Genomic DNA, 23,561 nt, shown 5'->3' on the forward strand with positions numbered 1-23,561 from the left:
TTTGCAAGCCGCCCGAGGTCGAGGGCGCGATACCTAGCGGCGTCGCCGTCGGGACGCAAGCCCCCCGGAGACGCTTTCTCCAAGCTTTTTCGCCCTCAGCTCTTTGGCCGCAGAATCATCTGGGTGCAGCGGAAAAGCGCGATGGTCTTGCCGGTCGTCTCGTTGGTCACGACCGCGTCCCAGACCTGGGTGTTGCGGCCGCCGTGGACCAGATTGGCCTCGACCGCCACGCCGCCCTCGCGGGCCGTGCCCAGGAAGTTCGACTTCAGCTCGATGGTGGTGAAGCTGGTTGCGCCTTCCGGAAGGGAGACCAGGCAGCCATAGCCGCTGGCCGAGTCGGCCAGGGCGATGACGCTGGCGGCGTGCAGGAAGCCGTTGGGCGCCATGTGGCGCTTGTCGACGTCGAAGCGGCCTTTCACATGGCCCGAGCGCGCCTCCAGCCATTGCAGGCCCAGCAGGTCAGGCAGGAAGCCGGCCTGGCCCGCCGTCAGGGCGGCGCTGAAATCCTCGGCCATGGTCGTCGTCCCCATACGTTGGCGAGCCGTATGCGCGGCAATGGTCCCGCAGGCAAGTCGGTTTCGAAAGAGGACTCGGAAGGCCTAGAGCGTGGAGAGGTCGACGGCCGGGAAGCGGGGGCCGGCTTCGGCCTCCGGCGGCAGGCGGCCGGCGCGGACCGCCACGCGCAGGGCGGCCGGGGCCAGCACCGGGTCGGGCAGGAAGGCGTCGGCGGCGGTGCGCAGGGCGATGAAGTCCAGCCGGTCGATCTTGTCGTTCAGCTGGATGTTGGCGGCCTTTTCCTCGGCCACGGTCGACTCGCGAGGCTCGGCCGCGCAAACGCCCGGCAGGACGCGGGTCTTGGGCGGCAGCTGAAGGAACTTGCGCGCGTCGTCCCAGGCCTTGCCGGGGTCGGCGCCGGGGACGTCGCAACGGCCCGCGCCTTCGTCCGGCGCCAGCAGCAGGTCGCCGGTGAAGACGACATCGCCCATCCGGTAGGCGACCGCCCCGGGCAGGCGGCCGGTCATGGCGATGGCGGTGATCTCCAGCCCGCCCATCGGCAGGGCCTCGCCGTCCTTGGCCAGTTTGTCGAAGTCCCAGCCGTCCAGGTCGACGCCGCTCTCGCCCAGCTTGGGGGCCAGGCGCTTGAGGCTCTGGACTACGCCGGCGCCAATGCAGATCGAGGCGCCCGTCTCGTACTTCACGTGACCGGCGGCCGAGAGGTGGCCGGTGTGCAGGCCGGTTTCGAGGATCCAGGTCGGGCCCAGGTCCTTGGCGCGAATGTCGGCGATGATCTTGTCGATGAAGCCGGTGCCGACGGTCTCGGTGGCCAGGTCGAAGTCCAGCACCGGATCGACGATGGCGCAGAGGAAGGTAGCCGGATCGACGATCAGGTAGGTCACCGTCCCTGTCGAGGGATGGCGATAAGCAGAGATTTCCGGCTGCATTAATAAGCCTCAGACGCCCGAGGCGCGTAACATGGCGCGCAAGCCGTTAAACATCAGCGAACAGCGCCGCTGGAAAACAGATTCTCGCGATCAGCGAGCCGGGCTGGCGGCCGCGCACGGATGGGCCCCGTCGCGCATGCCTTCGACCCACAGGGGCTCGACATAGCGGCCGTCGGCGCGGAAGCCGGGCGCGCAGCCGTCGGGCGTGTTGTCGCCCCGGCCGGGGCCGCCGGACATCACCGACAGGGCGACGGACTGGCGCTCGCCGCCGCGCGCGCGCAGGCCACGGCCGTAACCGTAGCCGCCATAGCCGCCGTAACCGTCATAGTAGCCGCCGGGGCCGTAGCCATACGGATCGGCGATATAGCCGCCGTTCTTGCCGAAGTTGGTCTGGGAGACGGCGATGCCGACCGTGGTGGTCTCGCCCACCGGGATCAGGGCCGTGGCGTAGGCGCTGCGGTAGCCGCCAGTGCCGACCGAGACGCCCATCGAGCCGTGCACCTTGCGCTTGCCGTCCTCGTCCCGGTCGGCCGGGAGCAGGCCGCGTGGGCCGTCGTCGTACTGCGGGGTCGGATTGGCGGCGAGGAAGGCGGCGACCTGTTCCTGCGTGGTCAGCGGCCGGGAGGCGGTGGTCGCGACCGGCGCGGGGGTCTGGGCCGCGGCGGCGGCCAGGGCGGCGGCGGTCGGCTTGGCTTGCGCCGTGGCGATGACTTCGTCGTCGGGAGCGGTGGTCGCGAAGGCGGGACCGGCCAGGACGGCTGCGGCGCCCAGGGTTGCGGCGCCCAGAGTTGCGGCGCGAAGGGCGATAATCGCGAGATAGGGCCGCATGGTACGCTCCACGATGACAGGGCTGACACCCTAGAGCGCCAAGCCAGCGCAATTAGGGCGCTTTTGTTGCCGGGGCGCAAGCTGAGCTTATTTTCCGGGACGTTCCGGCGTCAGAGGGTTTTCAGCCCTTCCTCCAGCGCCGCCATGTCGGGCGGCAGGGGCGTTTCGAAGCGCAGGGACTCGCCGGTGATCGGATGGACGAAACCCAGCACCGCCGCGTGCAGCGCTTGGCGCTTCAAGCCCGCCGCCGCGATTTGCTCGCGCACGGGCGCCGCCGGCGAACTGGCGCCATAGACGCTATCGCCCAGGCAGGGCGAGCCCTTGCTGGCCATGTGGACGCGGATCTGGTGGGTGCGGCCCGTCTCCAGCCGGCAGGCGACGCGGGCGGCCAGCGGCTTGTCGCTCGGCCGATTGCCTTGAGATCCGAACACGGCCTCGACCGTGTAGTGGGTGATCGCCTCGCGACCGCCGGACTTCAGCACCGCCATCTTCTTGCGGTCGGTCGGCGAGCGGCCCAGGCGAGTCTCGATCGTGCCGATGGCGGGCGACGGCGCGCCGCGCGTCAGGGCGATGTAGAGGCGGTCGATGTCGTGGGTCGAGAACAGCGCCGACAGGCCCTTGTGCGCCGCGTCCGTCTTGGCCGCGACCATGACGCCCGAGGTGTCCTTGTCCAGCCGGTGGACGATGCCTGGCCGCGCCACACCGCCGACACCCGACAGGCTGTCGCCGCAGTGGTGCAGCAGGGCGTTGACCAGGGTGCCGGTCAGGCTGCCCGGCGCCGGGTGGGCGGCCATGCCGGCCGGCTTGTCGACCACGATCAGGTGCTGGTCCTCGTAAAGGACGGTCAGCGGGATGGCCTCGGGCTCGGGCTCGGCCGGGGTCGGGGGCGGCACCAGCAGGGTGTAGGTCCCGGTCCGGGCCTTGCGCGCGGCGTCAGTGATCGGCTGGCCGTCCAGCGAGAGGCGGCCCTCGCCGATCAGGGCCTGCAGGCGGGCGCGCGACAGGTCGGGGAACAGCGGGGCCAGGACCTTGTCGAGGCGCTGGCCGGCCAGGGCGTCCGGCAGGTCGGCGGTCAGCAGCTGGCCTTCCTCCGGACCATCCGTTTCCGAGGCGCCCTCGTCCAGGATCTCGTCGTCGAGTCTGTCTTCCGACCTGTCGTCCACTGGGGGTTTCATCGCTCCGTCACACACTCGTCGCGTCGCCGACACGCCGCATGCCTACGGCCGAGGTCGAATATCGTTCAGACGGGATAGTCGATGCGGGCGTTCCGCACCACCGCGCTGTCGACCGCCGATCCGCCGGTCGCGGCTCGACAGTCGCCTCCATCCTGTTGTTTCGTGCGGACGGCGTGGACCGCGAGGCCGCGCCTGGAGGGCAATTCATGACCATCGACCGCCGCAAGGTTCTGGGCCTGCTGGGCCTGTCGGGCGCCGCCGCCAGTGAGGCCGCCGCCGCCCCGATCAACTGGTACAAGGGCCCGGTGGCGTTCGAGCACGGGGTGGCCAGCGGCGATCCCGACGCGCATTCAGTGATCTTCTGGACCCGGGTGACGCCCAAGCAGGCCACGACCGGTGATATCGACCTGGATCTTGAGGTCGCCGCCGATCCGGACTTCAAGACGATGATCAACACCAGCATGGGCCTGCGCGCCCGCGCCAGCCGCGATTGGACGGTCAAGCACGACATGGACGGCAACGGGCTGAAGCCGGGGACCGAGTACTGGTACCGCTTCAAGGCCCGCAACCAGGAGGGCGGCGTCGCGACCTCGCCGGTTGGACGCACCCGCACCCTGCCGGCCGGCAAGACCAAGGACGTCGTCCTGGCGGTGGTCTCCTGCAGCCTATATCCGCACGGCTACTTCAACGCCTACGACGCCATCGCCAAGCTGCCGCGCGTCGACGCGGTCGTGCACCTGGGCGACTACATCTACGAGTATGGCGGCGCGCCGGGCGACTACGGCATGAAGTCGCCGGTCTCGAAGACGCGCATGCCCGACCCGGTCCACGAGATCGTGACGCTGGACGACTATCGCCGCCGCCACGCCCAGTGCAAGACCGACCCCGCCACCCAGGCCGCCCACGCTCGCGCGCCGTGGATCGTGGTCTGGGACGACCACGAGACCGCCGACAACAGCTGGATCGGCGGGGCCGAGAACCACGATCCCAAGACGGAAGGCGACTGGGCCGCGCGCAAGGCCGCCGCCCTGAAGGCCTACTACGAGTGGATGCCGATCGCCGACACCGGGCCGGGCAGCCTTCCCGAGGCGGCTTGGCGCGGCTTCCAGTTCGGCGATGTCGCCAGCCTGTTGATGGTCGAGACGCGGCTGTCGGCCCGCACCCACGAACTGGACTACGATGTCGACATGCCGATGGTCGACGGCAAGCCCGACGTCGCCGCCTTCACCGCCAAGTGGAAGGACGGCGCCCACCGGATGATGGGCGAGGGCCAGGAGCAGTGGCTGGCCTCGCAGGTCGGCGCCTCGGTCAAGGCCAACACCGCCTGGCAGGTGCTGGGCAACCAGGTGGTCATGGCCCGCGTCGCGGCCCCGGACCTGAAGGCGACCATGGGTGAGGAGACGTTCGCCGCCCTGCTGGCCAAGCTGCCCGAATATGTCCGCAAGCGCGTCGCCCAGACGGTGTCGATGTCGGCCTATGACATCCCTTCGAACCTGGACGCCTGGGACGGTTATCCGGCCGATCGCCAGCGGGTCTACGACATTCTTACGGCGGCCAAGGCCCGGCCGATCGTGCTGGCGGGCGACAGTCACATGTTCTGGGCCAACGAGCTGTGGGACGACGCGGGCAAGACCCGCGTGGCGGCCGAGTTCGGCGCGACCTCGGTCACCTCGCCAGGCTATGGCGACGTCCTGCCCGACGTGCCGCTGGGCGAGGCCTTCGTGCGGCGGAACAAGGAAGTGAAATACGTCCACCCCAGCGCCAAGGGCTTCCTGCTGCTGACCCTGGAGCACGGCAAGGCGACGGGCGAGCTGGTGGCGGTGTCGACGATCTTCGAGCCGACCTACGAGACCAGCGTGCTGAAGCGCTTCGTGGTGACGCCGGCCGGCGGTGGCGGGGTCGAGGCGCTGAAGGAGATCTAAGGAGTATCTTTCCTCCCCCTCTGGGGGAGGGGGACCGGCGAACGCCGGTGGAGGGGCCCTGTGAGGCGGCGAATTCAATACCGCTTCCGCGACCCCCTCCGTCTCGCTGCGTATTCGCAGCGATCCACCTCCCCCTAATGGGAAGGAGAGTTATCTTTCCTACCGCCGCTCCAGCGCCAACCTCAGCCCGAACGCCACGAAGACCCCGCCGGTGATCCGGTCCAGCCAACGCACCACCGCGGCCTCGCGCAGCAGGCCGGCGATTGGCACGGTCGCGGCGATCAGGGCGGCGAACCATAGCAGGCCCTCGACCACGTGGATCGAGGTCAGCAGCAGGCCAAACCGCGCCGGATCGACGCCGGCCGGCATGAACTGGGGCAGGAACGACACGTAGAAGATCCCGACCTTGGGATTGAGCAGGTTGGTCAGCAGGCCCCGGTGCATGGCGGTGAGCGGGCCGGCGTCGACGGCGCTCATTTCCCCCGGCTCGAACCGGTCGCGCGGCTTGAGGATCATCCGGACCCCGGTCCAGGCGAGATAGGCCGCCCCGGCCCATTTCAGCACCCTGTAGGCCAGTTCGGACGCGGTCAGCAGCGCCCCGACGCCGAACGAGGCCGCCGCGCCCCAGACCAGGCAACCCAGGCCGATGCCGATCGCGGCTCCCGCCGCCCGTCGCGGGCCCTCGGCGGCGGCGGTGCGGATGACGAGGGCGGTGTCGAGACCGGGGGTCAGGGTCAGCAGGCCGGCGGCCAGGCTGAAGGCGATCAGCGCCTCTTGGGTCGTCATCGGCCGCGCGTCTCCGAAAGAGCTTTCTTCAACCAATCCATGGTCTGCTAGGCCCATGACCGCAAGCCGCATCCCAGGCCTGGACGCCCTTCGCGGCCTGGCCGCCCTGCTGGTTCTGGCCTACCACGCGCGAGGCCTGGCCCTGCCGCAGGCGGCGCTGGCGCACGGCTATCTGGCCGTCGACCTGTTCTTCGTGATCAGTGGTTTCGTGCTGGCGCGGGCCTACGGCGCGGGCTTGGCGGCGGGCGAGGGCGCGCGCTTCATGATCCGGCGGCTGAAGCGTCTCTATCCGATGGCGCTGCTGGGCCTGCTGCTGGGCGCGGCGATCTGGTTGGCCCGGGGCAGGGATCCGACCTCGATGGTCGTGCTGATGATGTTTGGCCTGGTCTTCGTTCCCTTCACCGCGGGCAGCGACGCTTTCCCGCTGAACGGGCCCCAGTGGTCGCTGATGTGGGAGTTGGCGGCCAATCTAGTCTATGCCTTCGTCGCGCCGTGGCTGACGACGCGCCGGCTGGTGCTGCTGGTCCTGGCTGGCGGCGTGGCCCATGCCGTGCTGGTCGTCGCGCGAGGGACCGGCTCGCTGGGACACGATGGCCATACGTGGTGGACCGGCGCGCCGCGCGTGATCTTCGGCTTCTTCGCCGGCGTGCTGCTGGCCCGGTTGGCGGCCGAACGGCGCCTGAAAGTGCCGGCCGCGCCGATCATCGCGATCCTGGCGGCGGTGGTCCTGGTTCTATCGCCGCCGGTTCCGGAAGGCGCGCGCGCCGCCTTCGATTTGGTGGCGGCGCTCGCGATCCTTCCGCTGCTGGTCGCCTCGGCGGCCCAAGTGACGGTTCAGGCGACGGTCGGGCGGCTGCGTCCGTTGCTCGACGGCCTGGCGGGGGCCTCCTACGCCCTCTATGCCCTGCACATTCCGATCATCCGGGGTCTGGACGACCTGGCGCGCGGCCTGCCCGACGGCTGGGCGCGCTGGAGCGTCAACGCTCTGGCGATCCCGCTGGCGCTGGGCGCGGCCTGGGCGGCGCATCGCTGGTTCGAGCCTTGGGCGGCGAAGGCGCTTCGCAAGAAGCGTCTCGGGGGTGAGGTTCAGGGCCTCTCGACCAGCGCCCCGTCCTCCAGCACCCTGTAGAAGCACGAGCGGAAACCGACGTGGCAAGCGCCGCCGTCGCCGCGCGGGCGCACCTTCAGCAGCACCGCGTCCTGGTCGCAGTCGACCCGCAGCTCGACGACGTCCTGTAGCTGACCGCTGGTCTCGCCCTTCTTCCAGAGTTCGTCGCGCGAGCGGCTGAAATAGTGGGCGATGCTCGTCTCGACCGTCAGCTTCAAGGCCTGATCGTTCATCCAGGCCAGCATCAGGATCTCGCCGGTGTCGGCGTGCTGGGCCACCGCCACGACCAGGCCGTCGGCGTTGAAGCGCGGCGCGAGGGCGGTTCCGCGCTCCAGGTCGTGCTTGTTGTGGGCTTCGGGGAACAGGTCGGTGCTCATGGCGCCACATATGGCGCAGGGGAGGAGCCTGCGCTAGCTTCCCCGCCCGCAGAGCCTGCCTGAGCAGGCTCTGTTCTTTACATAGAGCGCGTCTGGCGGCGAAACCGCGCACACTTTCGCCTGACGCGCTCTAGGGGACGCGATGAATCTGAAAGACCGCATCAAGGCCGCCGTCGCGGCGCTGGACGCTCGGGCCCGGCCCTGGGCGCTGCGCTCGCGCTGGAACGGCTATGCCTACGAGTTCCTGCTGTTCGGGCTGAAGCAGGCCTGGGCCTGCCTGTTCGGCGCGCTGATGCTGGCCCTGCTGGTCGGCACCAAGCTGTTGTGGCCCGAGCACGCCGCCATCGCCCGCTACGATTTCCTGGTTCTCGCGTCGGTCGCCATCCAGGCCGCCCTGCTGGCCCTGAAGCTGGAGCGCTGGGACGAGGCGCTGGTGATCTTCATCTTCCATGTCGTCGGCACGGTCATGGAGCTGTTCAAGACCGCACACGGCTCGTGGATCTATCCCGAGCCCAGCCTTCTGAGGATCGGCGACGTGCCGCTGTTCACCGGCTTCATGTACGCCTGTGTCGGCAGCTACATCGCCCGGGCCTGGCGCCTGTTCGACATCACCTTCCAGCGCTATCCGCCGTTCTGGAGCACCCACATCCTGGCGGTGCTGATCTACGCCAACTTTTTCACCCACCACTATGTGACCGACATCCGCGTGGGCCTGTTCGCCCTGTCGGCGATCCTGTTCGGGCGCAGCTGGTTCGTGTTCACGCCCGACAAGACGGCTCGGAGGATGCCGATGCTGATGGGCTTCGTGCTGGTGTCGCTGTTCATCTGGTTCGCCGAGAACCTGGGCACCTTCGCCGGCGCCTGGATCTATCCCAGCCAGCGCGACGGCTGGACGATGGTGCCGATCGAGAAGATGGGCGCCTGGTACCTGCTGATGCTGATCAGCTTCGTGCTGGTGACCCTGACCCACCGGCCGGTGGATGCGTGCGTGGCCAAGCTCCGCGAGGGGATCAGGGCGGCGGCTTAGCGCCTCAGATCCTCCCCCGCGTCGCGGGGGAGGTGGCCCAGAGGGCCGGAGGGGGCCTGCTCGGCCTAGGCAGCATTCGCCCCCTCAGTCGCTCCGCGACAGCTCCCCCGCTCGCGGGGGAGCATTTTGATCCGACCTACTTCCGCACCAGATCCATGAACCGCTGCTGCAGGACCTTGTCGGTCTTGAACACGCCGCGGAACTGGGTGGTGATCGTCGAGACGTCGTGGTGACGCACGCCGCGGGTGCTCATGCACTGGTGCTCGGCGTCGATCAGCACGGCGACGCCGGCCGCCGAGAGGTGGTCCTCGATGGCGTCGGCGATCTGCATGGTCATGGTCTCCTGGGTCTGGAGACGCTTGGCGAAGATCTCGACCAGGCGCGCCAGCTTGGACAGGCCGACGACCTTGCCGGTCGGCATGTAGGCCACCCAGGCCTTGCCCAGGAACGGCGCCATGTGGTGTTCGCAATGGCTCTGCACGTCGATGCCGCGCAGCATGACCATGTCGTCATAGCCCTGCACGTCCTCGAAGGTGCGCGACAGCTCCTTGGCCGGATCGCCGTGATAGCCGGCGAACCATTCGCCATAGGCCTCGACGACGCGCTCGGGCGTGTCGAGCAGGCCTTCGCGGTCGGGATTGTCGCCGGCCCAGGCCAGCAGGGTCCGCACCGCGGCCATGGCCTCGTCTTTGGTGGGGCGCTGGGCGGGTTCAAGATCAAGACCGGTGTCGTCCGTACCGATCAGGGTTCGCTCGCGGGTCAGTGCGTCCATGTTGTGAGGAGGTTCTTCCCGGGCTGAGTTGCGCCGGAGCGCCTGTCGCTCCGGAATGACGCGTGCCACCCGTCGCGCCTCCTGCACCAAACAGACGTGGTGATCAGGGCGCGTCCTAGCTATATGGGGCCGGCCCCCTCCGGGGGCAACACCTCCGTTACGTCAGGTTGCCGCGACCCAATGACCCTGAAGATCCACGACACCATGACGCGCGAGAAGCGCGACTTCGTTCCGGCCGATCCCAAGCGGGTGACGATGTATGTCTGCGGTCCGACGGTCTACAACCACGCCCACATCGGCAATTTCCGGCCCGTCGTGGTGTTCGACGTGCTGTATCGCGTGCTGCGCCACCTCTATGGCGAGGAGGCGGTGGTCTATGCGCGCAACGTCACGGACGTGGACGACAAGATCAACAAGAAGGCCGCCGACGAGGGCGTGGCGATCAAGGTCATCACCGACCGCTATCTCGCCGCCTATCACCAGGACGCCGACGCGCTGGGGGCTCTGCGTCCCGATCTCGAGCCCAAGGCCACCGACCATATCGACGCCATCGTCGAGATGATCGGCAAGCTGGTCGACAACGGCAAGGCCTACGCCGCCGAGGGCCACGTGCTGTTCGACACCCAGAGCTTCCCGGACTACGGCCAGCTGTCGGGCCGCGACCTGGACGAGATGATCGCCGGGGCCCGCGTCGAGGTCGCGCCGTACAAGCGCCACCCGGCCGACTTCGTGCTGTGGAAGCCGTCCAAGGAAAACGAGCCCGAGTGGCAAAGCCCCTGGGGCGCGGGCCGTCCGGGCTGGCACATCGAGTGCTCGGCCATGATCGACAAGGCGCTGGGCAAGACGATCGACATCCACGCCGGCGGCATCGACCTGACCTTCCCGCACCACGAGAACGAAGTGGCCCAGAGCCGCTGCGCCCATGACCTGCCGGTGCTGGCCAACTACTGGATGCACAACGGCTTCCTCGACATGAGCGGGGAGAAGATGTCCAAGAGCCTGGGCAATGTGATCATCCCGCACGAACTGCTGAAGACGGTTCCGGGTGAGGTGATCCGCTGGGCGCTGCTGTCGGCCCACTACCGCCAGCCGCTGGACTGGACGCCGGAACTGATCGAGCAGTCGCGCAAGTCGCTGGACCGCCTGTACGGCGCCCTGCGTCGCGCCAAGGACGTGCCGATGGACCAGGCCATGGAGGCCCCGGAGGAAACGATCTCCGCCTTGATGGACGACCTCAACACGCCGCTGGCGGTATCGAGCTTCTTCGAGGTGTCGAGCCTGATCGAAAAGGCCGTGACGGCCGGCGACACCGTCGCCATCGCGGCCAACAAGGCTCGCCTGCTGGAGGCTGGCGCCCTGCTGGGATTCCTGCAGGCCGATCCCGACGCCTGGTTCGAGGGTGACGCGTCGGACGAGCTGAAGGCCCAGGTCGAGGACCTGCTGGCCAAGCGCCTGGCCGCGCGCGCCGCCAAGGACTGGGCCGCCGCCGACGCCATCCGCGCCGAACTGGACGCCCTGGGCGTCGTTGTCATGGACGGACCCGCCGGCGCGACCTGGCGGATGAAGGACTAAGGGTAGCGAGCCGATGAAGCGCGCCGTCGAACACCGTATCGGGGTCCAGGCCCCCGCCGAGGTCGTCTGGGAGGTCATCTCCGACTTCGCGACCTGGAAGGACTGGAACCCGCTCTACCGCAAGGCCGAGGGGCAGATGAAGATCGGCACGGCCCTGACCCTGGAGCAGCACCTGCCCGGCGAGCCGGCCAAGGTCGTCGCGCCGATGGTCCAGGACTGGGTGCCGTACGAGCAGCTGCACTGGCGCTCGACCCGCCTGGGCGGCTTCGTGACGGCGATCCGTTATCTCGAGATCGAGAGCATGGGGCCGAACAATTCGACCTTCTCGAACGGCGAGCTGTTCATGGGGCTGCTGCTGCGCTTCGTCAGCCGCGACGAGCGTCGCAAGCTGAAGGTCGCATTCACCGAGATGGGCGAGGCCGTCCGCGACCGCGCCGAGGTGATCTGGTCCGAGCGCCAGAAGAACCCCATCTAAGAGCGCGATGATCGACGACCTCTACAGCGCCCGGATCCTGGGGCTCGTGGCCAACATGCCGCGCGCCGGCCGCCTGGCCGCGCCTGACGCCAGCGCCGAGAAGGTCGCCAAGCTGTGCGGCAGCAAGATCACCGTCGACGTGGTGGTCCAGGACGGTAAGGTCGTCGACTACGCCCAGGAGGTTTCGGCCTGCGCCCTGGGCCAGGCGGCGGCGGCCATTCTGGGCGCGAACGTCGTCGGCGCGGAACTTTCCGACATCGAGTTGGCTCGGGACTCTCTGCGCGCTATGCTTAAAACGAACGGTTCGCCTCCTGCGGGCCGGTTTGCGGAGCTCGCCGTGCTGGAGCCGGTCAAGGACTATCCCGCCCGTCACGCTTCGACGCTGTTGGCGTTCGAAGCGACGGTGGAGGCTGTCCGGAAGGCCACAGCTGTCTCCGAAACGCGAACTAGCACCGCCGGCGCGGCTTGATCCCTCCCCCGAGGGCGTGTGTAACCGCACTGCAACATAAGTCGCGCGCCGGCATGACCTTCTACGACCGCACCGTCGACCTTGGCCTCCGGGCCTACAAGTTGACGCTCTCGCCTCTGATCGGGCGTCAGTGCCGCTTCGCGCCGAGCTGTTCGGAGTACGCGGCCGCCGCCCTCAAGGATCATGGCCCGCTCAAGGGTTCCTGGTTGGCGTTGCGACGGATTTGCCGCTGCAATCCGTTAGGGGGTTCGGGCTACGACCCGCCGCCGCCGCGACGCCAGCCACGCAAGTGGATATGTGAAGAATGATCGACCTGGTTTTCCCCGACGGCTCCTCCCGGCAGTACCCTGACGGATCGAGCGGGCGCGACGTCGCCGCCGCCATCTCCAAATCGCTCGAAAAGAAGGCCCTGCTGATCAAGCTGGACGGTCAGGTTCTCGACCTGGACCGGCCGCTGACGCCGGACCTGCTGACGGGCGAGCGCAAGTTCGAGATCCTGACGCGCGAGGCGCCCGAGGCGCTCGAGACCATCCGCCACGACACGGCCCACGTGCTGGCCGAGGCCGTGCAGGAGCTCTTTCCCGGCACCCAGGTGACGATCGGCCCGAACGTCGAGGACGGCTTCTATTACGACTTCGCCCGCGACGAGCCGTTCAGCCTGGACGATCTGGAGAAGATCGAAAAGCGCATGAAGGAGATCGTCGACCGCGACGAGAAGATCACGCGCGAGGTCTGGGACCGCGACGAGGCCATCAAGCACTTCGACGGCATCGGCGAGCAGTACAAGGCCCAGATCATCCGTGACCTGCCGGGCACGGACACGATCACCGTCTACCGCCAGGGCAATTGGAAAGACCTGTGCCGCGGCCCGCACCTGCCGTCGACCAAGCACGTCGGCAAGGCGTTCAAGCTGACGAAGCTGGCCGGCGCCTATTGGCGCGGCGACCAGAACAACGCCCAGCTGCAGCGCATCTACGGCACGGCCTGGGCCTCGGAAGCCGACCTGGAAGCGCATCTGAAGCGCATCGAGGAAGCCGAACGCCGCGATCACCGCAAGCTGGGCAAGACGATGGACCTCTTCCACATCCAGGAAGAGGGCAAGGGCATGGTGTTCTGGCACGCCAAGGGCTGGGCGCTCTATCGCGTGCTGGAAGACTATATGCGCCGCCGCCTCGACGCGGCCGGCTACAAGGAAGTGAAGACGCCGCAGATCCTCGACAAGAGCCTGTGGGAGAAGTCGGGCCACGCCGAGAAGTTCGGCCACGCCATGTTCATGTGCGAGAGCGCCGAGGGCGAGATCCTGGCGGTCAAGCCGATGAACTGCCCCGGCCACATCCAGATCTTCAATGTCGGCCAGAAGAGCTATCGCGAGCTGCCGCTGCGGATGGCCGAGTTCGGCGCCTGCCACCGGTACGAGCCGTCGGGCGCCATGCACGGGATCATGCGGGTGCGGGCCTTCACGCAGGACGACGCGCACATCTTCTGTCGCGAAGAGCAGGTCACGGAGGAAAGCGCCCGGTTCATCGAACTGTTGCGCTCGGTCTATAACGACCTCGGCATGACGCTGGCCGACACCAAGTTCTCGACGCGTCCGGAACTGCGCGCCGGCTCGGACGAAGTCTGGGACAAGGCCGAGGCCGCTCTGTCCGCCGCCGCCGAGGCAGCGGGCGAGACCTTGGTGCTTCAGCCAGGTGAAGGCGCCTTCTACGGCCCCAAGCTAGAGTTCTCGCTGAAGGACGCTATTGGTCGAGTTTGGCAATGCGGCACGCTGCAACTTGATTTCGTTTTGCCGGAACGACTCGACGCCGAGTACGTTTCGGAGGACGGTTCAAAAAAGCGTCCGGTGATGCTTCACCGAGCGATCTTGGGGTCCTTCGAGCGTTTCATCGGCATCCTGTTGGAAAACTTCGCGGGCGCCTTGCCAGTATGGCTGGCGCCAACGCAGGTGGTGGTGGCCACGATCACGTCCGACGCCGACGAATACGCCCGCGAGGTCGTCGAGAGATTGACCAGAATGGGGATGCGCGCGGAGGTCGATCTGCGTAATGAAAAGATTAACTACAAGATTCGCGAGCACAGCCTCGCAAAGGTGCCAGTGATCGCGGTGGTCGGACGTAAGGAAGCAGAAACGGGGCAGTTGGCCCTTCGTCGCCTCGGCGGCGAGGGCCAGAACATCCTGCCGCTGGAGGAGGCGCTCCGGGTCTTGGGCGCCGACGCCACGCCGCCCGACGTCGCGCGTTCGCGCGCGGCGGCCAATCCCGTTGTCGAGGCCGCGACCGCCTGATGAACAGCATTCTCCCGTCCGCTTCGACCCTTGCCGTGGGCGCCCGTCCGGCTCATCCGAACGTGTCCGTGGTCATGGTCGTCTATCGGACGGGAGAGGCGCTGGCCCAGAGCATCAAGCACGTGCTGGCCGAGCCCCTGGTCGACGAGTTCATCATCATCGACAACGGCTCCTCGCCGCAGGACGAGGACATGCTGCGCTCGCTGGCCCTGACCGAGCCGCGCGTCGTGCTCAAGCAGGGCCACGGCAACATCGGCTTCGCCCGCGCCGCCAACATGGGCGCCAGCACGGGCGGCGGTGAATACATCGTCTTCCTCAACCCCGACGCCAACCTGCAGCCCGGCTGCGTGGCGGCCCTGGTCACGGCCTTCAGGGGCCAGCCAACGCCGACCATCGTGGGCGCGCGGGTGCTGAACGTCGACGGCTCCGAGCAGCGCGGCGGGCGTCGCGGCGAGGTCACGCCGATCAGCACCGTGCTCAGCTTCGGCCAGCTGACCCGCCGCTATCCCAAGCTGGCCGGTTTCGAGATCCATCGCGAGAACGAGCCCGTGCCGCGCGGGCCCGTGCCGATGCCGACCATCTCCGGCGCCTGTTTCGCCATGCGCCGTTGCGACTTCGAGGCCCTGAGCGGCTTCGACGAGGGCTATTTCCTGCATGTCGAGGACATCGACCTCTGCTGGCGCGCCCGCCGCGCCGGCGGCAAGGTGCTGTTCCAACCCAAGGCCCAGGTCGTCCACCTCGGTCACACCAGCCTGGAACATCCGGTCAAGGTCGAGTTCCACAAGGGCGTGGGCCTGACCCGCTACTTCATCAAGCGCGCCGATTCGCTGCAGCTGTTCGCCGCCGCGGTCCTGCTGGCGCCCGCGATCATGCTGATGTCGGTGTGTCGCCCGCTGCTGTGGAAGCTGACCGGGCGGCCGATCTAGGGATTTTGCTTCCTTCTCCCCTTGCGGGAGAAGGTGTCGGCGGAGCCGACGGATGAGGGGTCGATCGTCCTGTCGGCTTGGCGCCCAGACCTGAACGCCGTCGCGGCGGATCCCATCTTCGACCCCTCACCCGACCCGCTTCGCGGGCCACCCTCTCCCGCAAGGGGAGAGGGACAGATACCCGTCACATCGGCCCGATCGTCTCCGCCCTCAGCCCATCCGGCCCTTCGATCGAGGTCGGGGCCTTCAGGGTCCTGGCCGGCAGGATCGCCCGATAGCGTTCGTACATCGCCTTCGCATCACGGCCCGGCTTGGCGGTCAGGCATTGGTCGAACTCGCCTTCGCGCCCCCACGGCTTGCGTTCGGAGCGGGCGATGTCGCGGTCGGCCTTCACGGCCACGGCGACCTTGTCGGCCAGCTCGCGGTCGATCCCCGCGCCGTAGCTGGCGAACTTGAGGGTGACATCGCAGCGGGGCGGCTCGGCTTGCGACACCGGCGCGGCCGCGCAGGCGCTCAACGCGAGGACGGCGACGGCGGCCAAGCGGATCATGCGGGGAAACCTCCGGCGCGGGCCAGGGACGAAGCAGGAGCCTTGCCCAGCTTGGCGCTGATCGCGCGGCCCGTCTCGATCAGGGCCGCCAGGTCGAAACCGGTCTCGAAGCCGGCCCGTTCCAGCATGTAGACTAGGTCTTCCGTGCCGATGTTGCCGGTGGCGTTCGGCGCGAACGGACAGCCGCCCAGGCCGCCGACCGAGGCGTCCAGCACGTCGATCCCCGCCTCGACGCTGGCATAGGCGTTGGCCAGGCCCGTATTGCGGGTGTCGTGGAAGTGCATGCGCAGGCGCGCGTCGGGAGCCGCGGCGCGCACGGCCTCGATCCGTCGGCGGACGGTCCATGGATCGGCGACGCCGATGGTGTCGCCCAGGGCGATTTCCGGCACGCCCAACGCCGCGGCCTCGCGGACGATGGCCACGACCTGGTCCTCCGACACCTCGCCGTCGAACGGGTCGCCGAAGGCCACCGACAGGGTCATGGTGATCGGCGGGCCGCCCTCGGTCCCCTGGCGCTCGACGACGGCGGCCAGGGTCTCGACCTGCTGGCGCACGGTGGAGCCCTGGTTGCGGGTGGCGAAGCCGTCCGAAGCGCAAACCACGACATTGGCCTCGTCGCAGCCGGCCGCGACGCAACGCTCCCAGCCGCGCATGTTCAAGACAAGCCCGATCCGCGAGTGCTCGAGGTCGGGAGGCAGCGCCGCCATGATCTCCTCCGCGCCGGCCATCTGCGGCACGCGGTTGGGATTGACGAACGACACCACCTCGGTGCGCTTGGCGCCGCAGGCTTCCAGCTTGCGGATCAGGTCCAGCCTGTCCTCGACCGACAGGGCCAGCTTCTCGTTCTGCAGGCCGTCGCGCGGCCCGACCTCGACGATCTGGATGAAGCGGCTCATCGCTGAGACTCCGTGGAATCCGTGTCATCCGACGAGGGTATCGGGGGCTCGCCGCGATAGAGCGTCAGCCGCTCCTGGTCGCCGTCGGAATAGTTCAGTCCCTGGATCACCGCGGCGGGGTGTGGCGTGAGGCCCTGCTGGGCCAGGGCGGCGCGGAACGGCTTTTCCTCGCGGCCCTCGACCACGGCGGGACGGCCTTCGAGGATCGCCTGGGCGGCGCCTTCGCCGTCGGTCAGTTCGGTGGCCGTGCCCAGCTGGAAGATCAGGCTGGGCTCGGAATAGCCCGTGACCGCCACGGGCCCCGCGGCGCCCGAGCGCGGCGACAGCTTGGCGCTGTCCAGGGCGTCGGCGACGTCCTTGGACAGGAACAGCGGCTCCAGGCGCGGCAGCAGGCCGGCGGTCAGGGCGACATGGGCCCCGATGCCCAGGGCGCCGGCGGTGATCAGGGCGCGGGCCGAATGGTGGCGCAGCAGCAAGACCGCGCCCGCGACGCCCGCGCCCAGCGCCAGCAGAGCGGCCAGCACGGCCCAGGCCGCGTCGCCCCGGCCGCCGAACGCCTTGAGGCCGTAGACCGCCACGCCGGCCAGGACGAGGCCGATGAACACCGACAATCCCGCGCCGATCCAGCGGACCAGCTTGCCCAGCGGCTCGCGCACCGCGGCGGCCATCAGCATGGCCAGCGCCCCGTAGGCGGGCAGGGCGTAGTGGACCAGCTTGGTCGGCAGGATCTCGAACATCAGCCAGGTCGGGACCAGCCAGCAGACGGCGAAGCGCACGCCGGGCTCGTTCCGCTTGGTCCAGCCGACTACCAGGCCAGCTGGCAGAAGCAGGGTGGCCGGGAACGACAGCAGCGGGGCCAGCAGCGCGTGATAGCCGAACGGCCCGGCATGGCCTTCCTGGCCGCCGGCCAGCTTGGGAGCCAGGTCGCCGCCCACCGCCGCGCCCCAGAAGGCGCCGTCGGTGGCCACGGTGATCATCATCGCCCACGGCAGGACGACGGCGGCGAACAGGATCAGGCCCCAGGTCCAGCCCAGGTCCTTCATCCAGCCGGCCTTGCGGTCGCAGATCGCCAGCCCGATCAGGGCGAAGATCGCGACCATGAGCCCGACGGGCCCCTTGATCAGGGCGGCGACCGACAGGCCGATCCAGAAGGCGAACTTGGTCCACCGGTTCGAGGTCTCGCCCTTCAGATGCGCGGCGTAGATGCGGGCCAGGGCGGCCATGGCCAGGGTCGTGGTCCCGCACAGGGCCGCGTCGGTCTTGGCGATGAAGGCTTCGGACGACAGCAGGAAGGTCGCGCCCAGGATCGAGCCGGCGAGCAGGCCGGTGCGCGGATCGAACAGCGCCGCCGCGCCCCAGGCGCAGGCGGCCGCCGCCAGCATGGCCCCCAGTAGCGAGGGAATGCGATAGGCCCAGATCCGGCGGTCCTCGGCGTCGGAGAACAGCTTGACGCTGGCGGCCTGCAGCCAGTGGATGCCGACCGGCTTCTTGAAGCGCGGCTGGTCCTGGAACTTGATGACGACGTAGTCGCCCGTCTCCAGCATCTGGGCCGTGGCCTGGGCGAAGCGCGACTCGTCGCGGTCCAGCGGCGGCATGGCGAACAGGCCGGGCAGGCCGGCGATCAGGGCCACCAGCGCGGCGAACAGAGGGCCGCGCCACCCGCGGCTCCAGTCATCCAGGCGAGATTCAAGCGTCATGAACCCTGAAATAGCACGATCCTTCCGGGAGGCGACTTTTGCTGTATGAGGAGGCGATGACTTCGCCCGCCGCTTCTATTCCTGACTTTTCCATCGTTGTGCCCGTCTTCGACGAAGGCGGCGCCGCGCCGAAGCTGGCGCGCGAGATCGCCGCTGCGTTCGCCGGCGAGGCCTATGAGATGATCTTCGTCGACGACGCCAGTCGCGACGACACCAAGGCCCAGCTGATCGCCTTGAAGGCCGAGATTCCGCAGCTGCGCGTGCTGGGCCACCGCAAGAACTCGGGCCAGAGCCGCGCCGTGCGCAGCGGCATCCTGGCCGCGCGCGGGCCGATCATCGTCACCCTGGACGGCGACGGCCAGAACGACCCGGCCGACGCCCCGCGCCTGGCCAAGGCGCTGCTAGCCGGGCCCGCCAACCTGGCCCTGGTCGGCGGTGAGCGGGTCAAGCGCCAGGACAGCAACGCCAAGCGCTTCGCCTCCAAGTTCGGCAACGGCGTGCGCAAGCGGCTGCTGAAGGACACGGCCAACGACACCGGCTGCGGGCTCAAGGCGTTCCGGCGCGAGGCCTTCCTGCGCCTGCCGTACTTCGATCACATCCACCGCTACATCCCGGCGCTGATGCTGCGCGAGGGTTACGACGTCGACTTCCAGCCGGTGAACCATCGCCACCGCGAGACCGGGGTGTCGAAATACACCAACTTCGGCCGCTTGAAGGCCTCGATCTCGGATCTGTTGGGCGTGATGTGGCTGCAGTCGCGGGCCCGCAATCCCCAAGGCGTGGACGAAGCGTAGCGCCCGCCGGTTGCGGTCGCTTCACCGAAGCCAAAATTACCGCTACGCCTTAACCGTGGCATGAGACTGCTAGCTCAAGCCAAAATGGGGGGAAGCTCAATGTTCGCCGCGGTTCCGCTGCTGGCCTTGCCGGTCATCATCTACAATCTGGTCGCCTTGACCCTGGCCGGTGGTTTCCGCGCCATGGACGCCAGCGTCCGCATGACCGACAAGCTGTTCACCATCCACATGACCTCGCGGGCCGAGTGGGCGGTCAGCCTGGGCGACCTGCTGCTGGCGGCGTCGCTGGTCGTGCTGTTCGTCGAGCTCCTGAAGTCGACCACCAGCCGCCGGATCGCGATCATCAACCATTCGCTGTCGATGGTGCTGTTCATCCTGTGCCTGGTCGAGTTCCTGCTGTTCCCGGCCTTCGCCACCTCGACCTTCTTCCTGGTCACCTTGATGGTGCTGCTGGACGTGCTGGCCGGCTTCATCGTCACCATCGTCGCGGCGCGTCGCGACGTGGATTTCGGGGACCACTGAGGGCTCAGCCCGGAAAGCCGCCGGTCTGCCGCAGCGCTTCGCCCAAGGCCATGGCCGCCGTGGTGGCCAGGTTCATCGACCGCGCCTCCGGCATGATCGGGATGACGATGCGGCCCTGGGCCGCGGCGTGGACCTCGTCCGGCGCCCCTCGGCTCTCGTTGCCGAACAGCAGCGTATCGCCGGGTTCGAACGAAAACCGGTGGAAGGGCGTGGCGCCCTTGGTCGTGAACAGCAGCAGGCGCCCGTCAACGCGCTCCGGCGCCTTAAGGAATGACGCCCAGCTGTCGTGGCGTTTCAGCCTCGCGAGGGGCCCATAGTCGAGGGCCGCGCGCTTCAAGCTCTTGTCGTCCAACGGAAAACTGCAGGGCTCGATGACGTCTAGGCCGACGTCGAAACAGGCCGAAAGCCGGATGGCCGCCCCGACGTTTTGGGGAATGCCTGGTTGAAAAAGTGCGATACGCATAATAAGCGAACCAACCACAAGGGCAGCAGGGGCTTTGCCGCGAATCGAAAGGGCTTGCGGACTTGGTCCGCGCGTCCGATACGACGATCCGACCGCTGCCTTGTGGCGGAGATCCGCTTGCGGGTCGAGCAAGATATGGCGTCGAAAGACGCTTCTCCAAGTCGGCCGCTTCCGCGGTCCGGCGGAATAAAAGGGTGACGTAAGGTGGCCGACACCGCCGTGGGCGCAACGACCGAGCCGGAACACGGGAGCGATCCCTCCCGGCGCGACTTCATTCACATCGCCGCGATCGCGGCCGCCGCTGGCGGCGCCGCGACCCTGGTGTGGCCGTTCATCGACCAGATGAACCCCTCCGCCGACACGCGGGCTCTGGCCTCGACCGAGTTCGATCTGACCAAGGTCGCCGAAGGCCAGCAGGTCACGATCAAGTGGCGCGGCAAGCCGCTGTTCGTGCGCAACCGGACCAAGGCCGAGATCGCCAAGGCCGTGGCCGACGACCACGCGGCGCTGAAGGACCCGGAAACCGACGCCCAGCGCGTGAAGCCGGGCAAGGCCCAATGGCTGATCGTCGGTGGCAACTGCACCCACCTCGGCTGCGTCCCGACCTTCGGCGGCGGCGAGTACGGCGGCTGGTTCTGCCCTTGCCACGGCTCGGTCTATGACACCTCGGGTCGTATCCGTAAGGGCCCCGCGCCCAAGAACCTGGTGGTTCCGGAATACGCCTTCCTCACCGACACCAAGGTCAAGATCGGCTAAGCGAGATGAGCGGACATTCGACCTATCAACCCAAGACCGGTTTCGAGCGCTGGCTCGACGCCCGTCTGCCGATCGTGCGTCTGGGCTACGACTCGTTCGTCGACTATCCCACCCCGCGCAACCTGAACTACTGGTGGACCTTCGGCGGCATCCTGTCGCTGTGCCTGGCCTCGCAGCTGATCACCGGCATCATCCTGGTGATGCACTACACGCCGAGCGCCCAAGGCGCCTTCGCGTCGGTCGAGCACATCATGCGCGACGTGAACTACGGCTGGCTGATCCGCTACATGCACGCCAACGGCGCGTCGATGTTCTTCATCGCCGTCTATATCCACATGCTGCGCGGCCTGTACTACGGCTCCTACAAGGCGCCCCGCGAAGTGCTGTGGCTGCTGGGCTGCGTGATCTATCTGCTGATGATGGCCACCGCCTTCATGGGCTACGTCCTGCCCTGGGGCCAGATGTCGTTCCACGGCGCCGTCGTCATCACCAACCTGTTCGGCGCCCTGCCGCTGGTCGGCGAGAGCATCACCACCTGGCTGTGGGGCGGCTTCGCGGTCGACAATCCGACCCTGAACCGCTTCTTCTCGCTGCACTATCTGCTGCCGTTCATGATCGCGGGTGTCGTGATCCTGCACATCTGGGCGCTGCACGTGGTGGGCCAGAACAACCCGACCGGCGTCGAGCCGAAGTCGAAGGCCGATGTCCTGCCCTTCACGCCGTACGCGACGGTGAAGGACGGCTTCGCGATGAGCGTCTTCCTGATCCTCTTCGCCTTCTTCGTCTTCTACATGCCGAACGCCCTGGGCCACGCCGACAACTACATCGAGGCCAACCCGCTGGTGACGCCGTCGCACATCGTTCCGGAATGGTACTTCCTGCCGTTCTACGCGATCCTGCGCGCCGTGCCGGACAAGCTGATGGGCGTGCTGGCCATGTTCGGCGCCATCGCCTGCCTGTTCGCCCTGCCGTGGCTGGACACCTCGAAGGTGCGCTCGATGCGCTACCGCCCGACCGCGAAGATCTACTTCGTGTTCTTCCTGGTGGCCTCGTGCATCCTGGGCGTCTGCGGCGCCAAGCTGCCCGACGATCCGGTGATCCCGCACCTGACCACGTTCCAGCTGATGGGCTCGGACCTGAACAGCTTCGTGTGGCTGTCGCGCATCGCCGCCCTCTACTACTTCGCTTTCTTCCTGATCGTGCTGCCGGTCCTGGGCCTGGTCGAAAAGACCCTGCCGGTTCCGGACTCGATCGCTTCGCCGGCCCTGTCGGCCGACGCTCATAAGGGTTGATCCCGATGCTCCGCAAACTTTCGGTCCTCGCGGCGGCGGTCGGTCTCCTGACGGTCGGCGTCGCCGGTCCCGCCCTGGCCAACGGCGGCGCCAAGGAAGCCAAGGATGTCCACTGGTCGTTCGAAGGCCCGTTCGGCAAGTTCGACCAGGCCCAGCTGCAACGCGGCTTCAAGGTCTATCGCGAGGTCTGCTCGGCCTGCCACTCGCTGAAGCTGGTGGCGTTCCGCAACCTCGGCGACAAGGGCGCTCCGTTCTATAACGAGAAGTACCCGAACTCGAACGACAACCCGTGGGTCAAGGCGATCGCCAAAGACTACGAGATCGGCGATATCGATAGCGAGACCGGCGACGCCATCAAGCGTCCGGCCACCGGCGCCGACCACTTCCCGTCGCCCTTCGCCAACGAAGCCGCGGCCCGCGCCAGCAACGGCGGCGCCCTGCCGCCGGACATGTCGCTGCTGGCCAAGGCCCGCGAAGAAGGCCCGGCCCACATCTATTCGGTGGTGACGGGCTACAAGACCCCGCCCGCCGGCCTGAAGGTTCCGACCGGCGGCCACTACAACGAGTACTTCCCGGGCGACCTGACGTCGGCCTGGTCGGGCTCGCACGAGCACGTTCCGCCGGGCGGCTTCATCGCCATGGCCCCGCCGCTGAAGGACGGCTTGGTGACCTTCGACGACGGCACCAAGTCGACCCTGGACCAAGAGGCCAAGGACGTGTCGGCCTTCCTGATGTGGGCCGCCGAGCCCAAGCTGGAAGAGCGCAAGCAGACCGGCTTCGCCGTGATCCTCTACCTGCTGCTGCTCTCGGGCCTGCTGTTCGCCAGCTACAAGACGGTGTGGCGCAACGAGTCGCACTGAGCCTGCTCAGCGCTGAAGTTCGAAGGGCCCGGTGGAAACACCGGGCCCTTTTTCTTTGTCGGCTACACCTCCAGCCGCCAGCAGATCACCGGCCCGTCCTCATCGTCGACGCGTTCGCCCACGACCTGGAAGCCGTTGCGGCTGAGCACCGCCTGCGAGGCGGGGTTGTCGACCGAGGTCTCGGCCGTCAGGGCGTTGACCCGTGGGTCGTGCTTGGCCCAGGCGGCGAGGTCGGCGACGGCGCGGGTGGCCGCGCCTCGTCCTTGCCGCGTCGGGGCAACGCCATAGCCGATGTGCAGAGACCGGTCCTCGGCGTCCAGCGGCCGGGTGGGCGAGATCAGGCCGACGATCTCGCCGTCCTCGACCATCATCCAGGCGGCGGGGCTGAACACGCCGCCGATCTCGTCGGCGATCTCGGCCAGCATGGCCAGCACTTCGGGCGGCGCCACCGGGCTGTCGCACAGGCGCAGGGGAGCAGGGGCCTCGCCGCGCAACAGGGCGGCGAAGTCTTCGTTCTTGGCTTCGATAAGCATCAATAGTCTCGGCTGTGGGAAACGCGCTGGGATCA

General features: G+C 68.1%; 27 protein-coding genes. 14 read left to right on the forward strand and 13 right to left on the reverse strand.

The genetic code is table 11. The annotated features are described in order from the left end of the window. Positions 1-95: 95 nt before the first annotated feature. The 4 genes from ASC70_RS02735 to ASC70_RS02750 all read right to left on the reverse strand — a co-directional run bounded on the left by ASC70_RS02735 (position 96) and on the right by ASC70_RS02750 (position 3,445). Positions 96-515: a PaaI family thioesterase gene (locus ASC70_RS02735; RefSeq protein WP_056046292.1), complete on the reverse strand. Its 420-nt coding sequence runs from the start codon at positions 513-515 to the stop codon at positions 96-98. 84 nt (positions 516-599) lie between these two features. Beyond that, positions 600-1,442 (reverse strand): MBL fold metallo-hydrolase, encoded by an 843-nt coding sequence (locus tag ASC70_RS02740; RefSeq protein ID WP_056046293.1) that lies wholly within the window; start codon positions 1,440-1,442, stop codon positions 600-602. A 90-nt stretch (positions 1,443-1,532) separates the two neighbouring features. Beyond that, positions 1,533-2,270 (reverse strand): hypothetical protein, encoded by a 738-nt coding sequence (locus ASC70_RS02745; protein ID WP_056046294.1) that lies wholly within the window; start codon positions 2,268-2,270, stop codon positions 1,533-1,535. A 110-nt stretch (positions 2,271-2,380) separates the two neighbouring features. After that, positions 2,381-3,445: an RluA family pseudouridine synthase gene (locus ASC70_RS02750; RefSeq protein WP_369815057.1), complete on the reverse strand. Its 1,065-nt coding sequence runs from the start codon at positions 3,443-3,445 to the stop codon at positions 2,381-2,383. A 206-nt stretch (positions 3,446-3,651) separates the two neighbouring features. Between ASC70_RS02750 and ASC70_RS02755 the strand changes: the two genes are divergently transcribed. Continuing rightward, positions 3,652-5,367: an alkaline phosphatase gene (locus tag ASC70_RS02755; protein ID WP_056046298.1), complete on the forward strand. Its 1,716-nt coding sequence runs from the start codon at positions 3,652-3,654 to the stop codon at positions 5,365-5,367. On the opposite strand, the gene ASC70_RS25855 is transcribed toward ASC70_RS02755, so the two are convergent. Beyond that, positions 5,364-5,441 carry a hypothetical protein gene (locus ASC70_RS25855; protein WP_369815066.1) on the reverse strand — a complete coding sequence of 26 codons (78 nt, stop codon included), beginning with the start codon at positions 5,439-5,441 and terminating at the stop codon, positions 5,364-5,366. The genes ASC70_RS02755 and ASC70_RS25855 overlap by 4 nt on opposite strands. Before the next feature lie 85 nt (positions 5,442-5,526). After that, a complete protein-coding gene (locus tag ASC70_RS02760; RefSeq protein WP_056046299.1) occupies positions 5,527-6,153 on the reverse strand; it encodes a LysE family translocator in 627 nt (208 codons plus the stop codon). Positions 6,154-6,208: 55 nt separating this feature from the next. Here ASC70_RS02760 and ASC70_RS02765 point away from each other — a divergent pair, with 55 nt between their 5' ends. Next, positions 6,209-7,282 carry an acyltransferase gene (locus ASC70_RS02765; protein ID WP_056046302.1) on the forward strand — a complete coding sequence of 358 codons (1,074 nt, stop codon included), beginning with the start codon at positions 6,209-6,211 and terminating at the stop codon, positions 7,280-7,282. Here the strand turns inward: ASC70_RS02765 and hisI are convergent. After that, complete coding sequence (gene hisI, locus ASC70_RS02770; RefSeq protein WP_056046303.1) at positions 7,240-7,638, reverse strand: phosphoribosyl-AMP cyclohydrolase; 399 nt, start codon at positions 7,636-7,638, stop codon at positions 7,240-7,242. The genes ASC70_RS02765 and hisI overlap by 43 nt on opposite strands. Positions 7,639-7,780: 142 nt before the next feature. On the opposite strand from hisI, the gene ASC70_RS02775 reads away from it, so the two are divergent. Beyond that, complete coding sequence (locus tag ASC70_RS02775) at positions 7,781-8,665, forward strand: DUF817 domain-containing protein (protein WP_056046305.1); 885 nt, start codon at positions 7,781-7,783, stop codon at positions 8,663-8,665. Positions 8,666-8,801: 136 nt separating this feature from the next. Here the strand turns inward: ASC70_RS02775 and folE are convergent, their stop codons facing one another. Next, positions 8,802-9,437 carry a GTP cyclohydrolase I FolE gene (gene folE, locus ASC70_RS02780; protein ID WP_056046307.1) on the reverse strand — a complete coding sequence of 212 codons (636 nt, stop codon included), beginning with the start codon at positions 9,435-9,437 and terminating at the stop codon, positions 8,802-8,804. Positions 9,438-9,617: 180 nt separating this feature from the next. Here folE and cysS point away from each other — a divergent pair, with 180 nt between their 5' ends. Genes cysS through ASC70_RS02805 form a run of 6 tightly spaced genes read left to right on the forward strand, consistent with a single transcriptional unit; the run spans position 9,618 to position 15,163 of the window. Beyond that, complete coding sequence (cysS, locus tag ASC70_RS02785; protein ID WP_056046309.1) at positions 9,618-11,009, forward strand: cysteine--tRNA ligase; 1,392 nt, start codon at positions 9,618-9,620, stop codon at positions 11,007-11,009. Positions 11,010-11,022: 13 nt separating this feature from the next. Continuing rightward, positions 11,023-11,484, forward strand: coding sequence for an SRPBCC domain-containing protein (locus ASC70_RS02790; protein WP_056046312.1), 462 nt, complete (start codon positions 11,023-11,025; stop codon positions 11,482-11,484). Positions 11,485-11,491: 7 nt separating this feature from the next. Then, positions 11,492-11,953: an iron-sulfur cluster assembly scaffold protein gene (locus tag ASC70_RS02795; protein ID WP_056046314.1), complete on the forward strand. Its 462-nt coding sequence runs from the start codon at positions 11,492-11,494 to the stop codon at positions 11,951-11,953. 53 nt (positions 11,954-12,006) lie between these two features. Further along, complete coding sequence (gene yidD, locus ASC70_RS24290; protein WP_082009035.1) at positions 12,007-12,261, forward strand: membrane protein insertion efficiency factor YidD; 255 nt, start codon at positions 12,007-12,009, stop codon at positions 12,259-12,261. After that, entirely contained in the window at positions 12,258-14,237 is a 1,980-nt protein-coding gene (gene thrS / locus ASC70_RS02800; RefSeq protein ID WP_056046316.1) for a threonine--tRNA ligase, read from the forward strand. Before yidD ends, thrS begins: the two co-directional genes overlap by 4 nt. Further along, positions 14,237-15,163, forward strand: a complete 927-nt coding sequence (locus ASC70_RS02805; protein WP_047403441.1) for a glycosyltransferase family 2 protein — start codon at positions 14,237-14,239, stop codon at positions 15,161-15,163. The genes thrS and ASC70_RS02805 overlap by 1 nt, the downstream gene beginning before the upstream one ends. Before the next feature lie 184 nt (positions 15,164-15,347). On the opposite strand, the gene ASC70_RS02810 is transcribed toward ASC70_RS02805, so the two are convergent. From ASC70_RS02810 to ASC70_RS02820, 3 genes are read right to left on the reverse strand one after another with little or no spacing between them, the layout of a single operon-like run. Further along, positions 15,348-15,713 (reverse strand): hypothetical protein, encoded by a 366-nt coding sequence (locus ASC70_RS02810; protein ID WP_056046318.1) that lies wholly within the window; start codon positions 15,711-15,713, stop codon positions 15,348-15,350. Next, positions 15,710-16,609 carry a hydroxymethylglutaryl-CoA lyase gene (locus tag ASC70_RS02815; protein WP_056046319.1) on the reverse strand — a complete coding sequence of 300 codons (900 nt, stop codon included), beginning with the start codon at positions 16,607-16,609 and terminating at the stop codon, positions 15,710-15,712. Before ASC70_RS02815 ends, ASC70_RS02810 begins: the two co-directional genes overlap by 4 nt. Beyond that, positions 16,606-18,306: a glycosyltransferase family 39 protein gene (locus ASC70_RS02820; protein ID WP_056046322.1), complete on the reverse strand. Its 1,701-nt coding sequence runs from the start codon at positions 18,304-18,306 to the stop codon at positions 16,606-16,608. The genes ASC70_RS02815 and ASC70_RS02820 overlap by 4 nt, the downstream gene beginning before the upstream one ends. 56 nt (positions 18,307-18,362) lie before the next feature. Between ASC70_RS02820 and ASC70_RS02825 the strand changes: the two genes are divergently transcribed. Both ASC70_RS02825 and ASC70_RS02830 read left to right on the forward strand, forming a co-directional pair. Next, positions 18,363-19,100 carry a glycosyltransferase family 2 protein gene (locus ASC70_RS02825; protein WP_047403753.1) on the forward strand — a complete coding sequence of 246 codons (738 nt, stop codon included), beginning with the start codon at positions 18,363-18,365 and terminating at the stop codon, positions 19,098-19,100. Positions 19,101-19,199: 99 nt separating this feature from the next. Beyond that, a complete protein-coding gene (locus ASC70_RS02830) occupies positions 19,200-19,622 on the forward strand; it encodes a hypothetical protein (RefSeq protein ID WP_082009036.1) in 423 nt (140 codons plus the stop codon). A 4-nt stretch (positions 19,623-19,626) separates the two neighbouring features. On the opposite strand, the gene ASC70_RS02835 is transcribed toward ASC70_RS02830, so the two are convergent. Then, entirely contained in the window at positions 19,627-20,085 is a 459-nt protein-coding gene (locus ASC70_RS02835; RefSeq protein WP_056046324.1) for a tRNA (cytidine(34)-2'-O)-methyltransferase, read from the reverse strand. Between the two features lie 204 nt (positions 20,086-20,289). Here ASC70_RS02835 and petA point away from each other — a divergent pair, with 204 nt between their 5' ends. From petA to ASC70_RS02850, 3 genes are read left to right on the forward strand one after another with little or no spacing between them, the layout of a single operon-like run. Continuing rightward, positions 20,290-20,841 carry a ubiquinol-cytochrome c reductase iron-sulfur subunit gene (gene petA / locus ASC70_RS02840; protein ID WP_047403450.1) on the forward strand — a complete coding sequence of 184 codons (552 nt, stop codon included), beginning with the start codon at positions 20,290-20,292 and terminating at the stop codon, positions 20,839-20,841. A 5-nt stretch (positions 20,842-20,846) separates the two neighbouring features. After that, on the forward strand, positions 20,847-22,133 hold the full coding sequence (locus tag ASC70_RS02845; RefSeq protein ID WP_056046326.1) for a cytochrome b N-terminal domain-containing protein: 1,287 nt from the start codon (positions 20,847-20,849) through the stop codon (positions 22,131-22,133). A 5-nt stretch (positions 22,134-22,138) separates the two neighbouring features. Continuing rightward, positions 22,139-22,993 carry a cytochrome c1 gene (locus ASC70_RS02850; RefSeq protein ID WP_056046327.1) on the forward strand — a complete coding sequence of 285 codons (855 nt, stop codon included), beginning with the start codon at positions 22,139-22,141 and terminating at the stop codon, positions 22,991-22,993. A 62-nt stretch (positions 22,994-23,055) separates the two neighbouring features. Here ASC70_RS02850 and ASC70_RS02855 read toward each other — a convergent pair whose 3' ends face one another. After that, on the reverse strand, positions 23,056-23,526 hold the full coding sequence (locus tag ASC70_RS02855) for a GNAT family N-acetyltransferase (protein WP_056046329.1): 471 nt from the start codon (positions 23,524-23,526) through the stop codon (positions 23,056-23,058). Positions 23,527-23,561: the final 35 nt, after the last annotated feature.

It is taken from the genome of Caulobacter sp. Root343 (genome assembly GCF_001425745.1).
Lineage (GTDB): Bacteria > Pseudomonadota > Alphaproteobacteria > Caulobacterales > Caulobacteraceae > Caulobacter.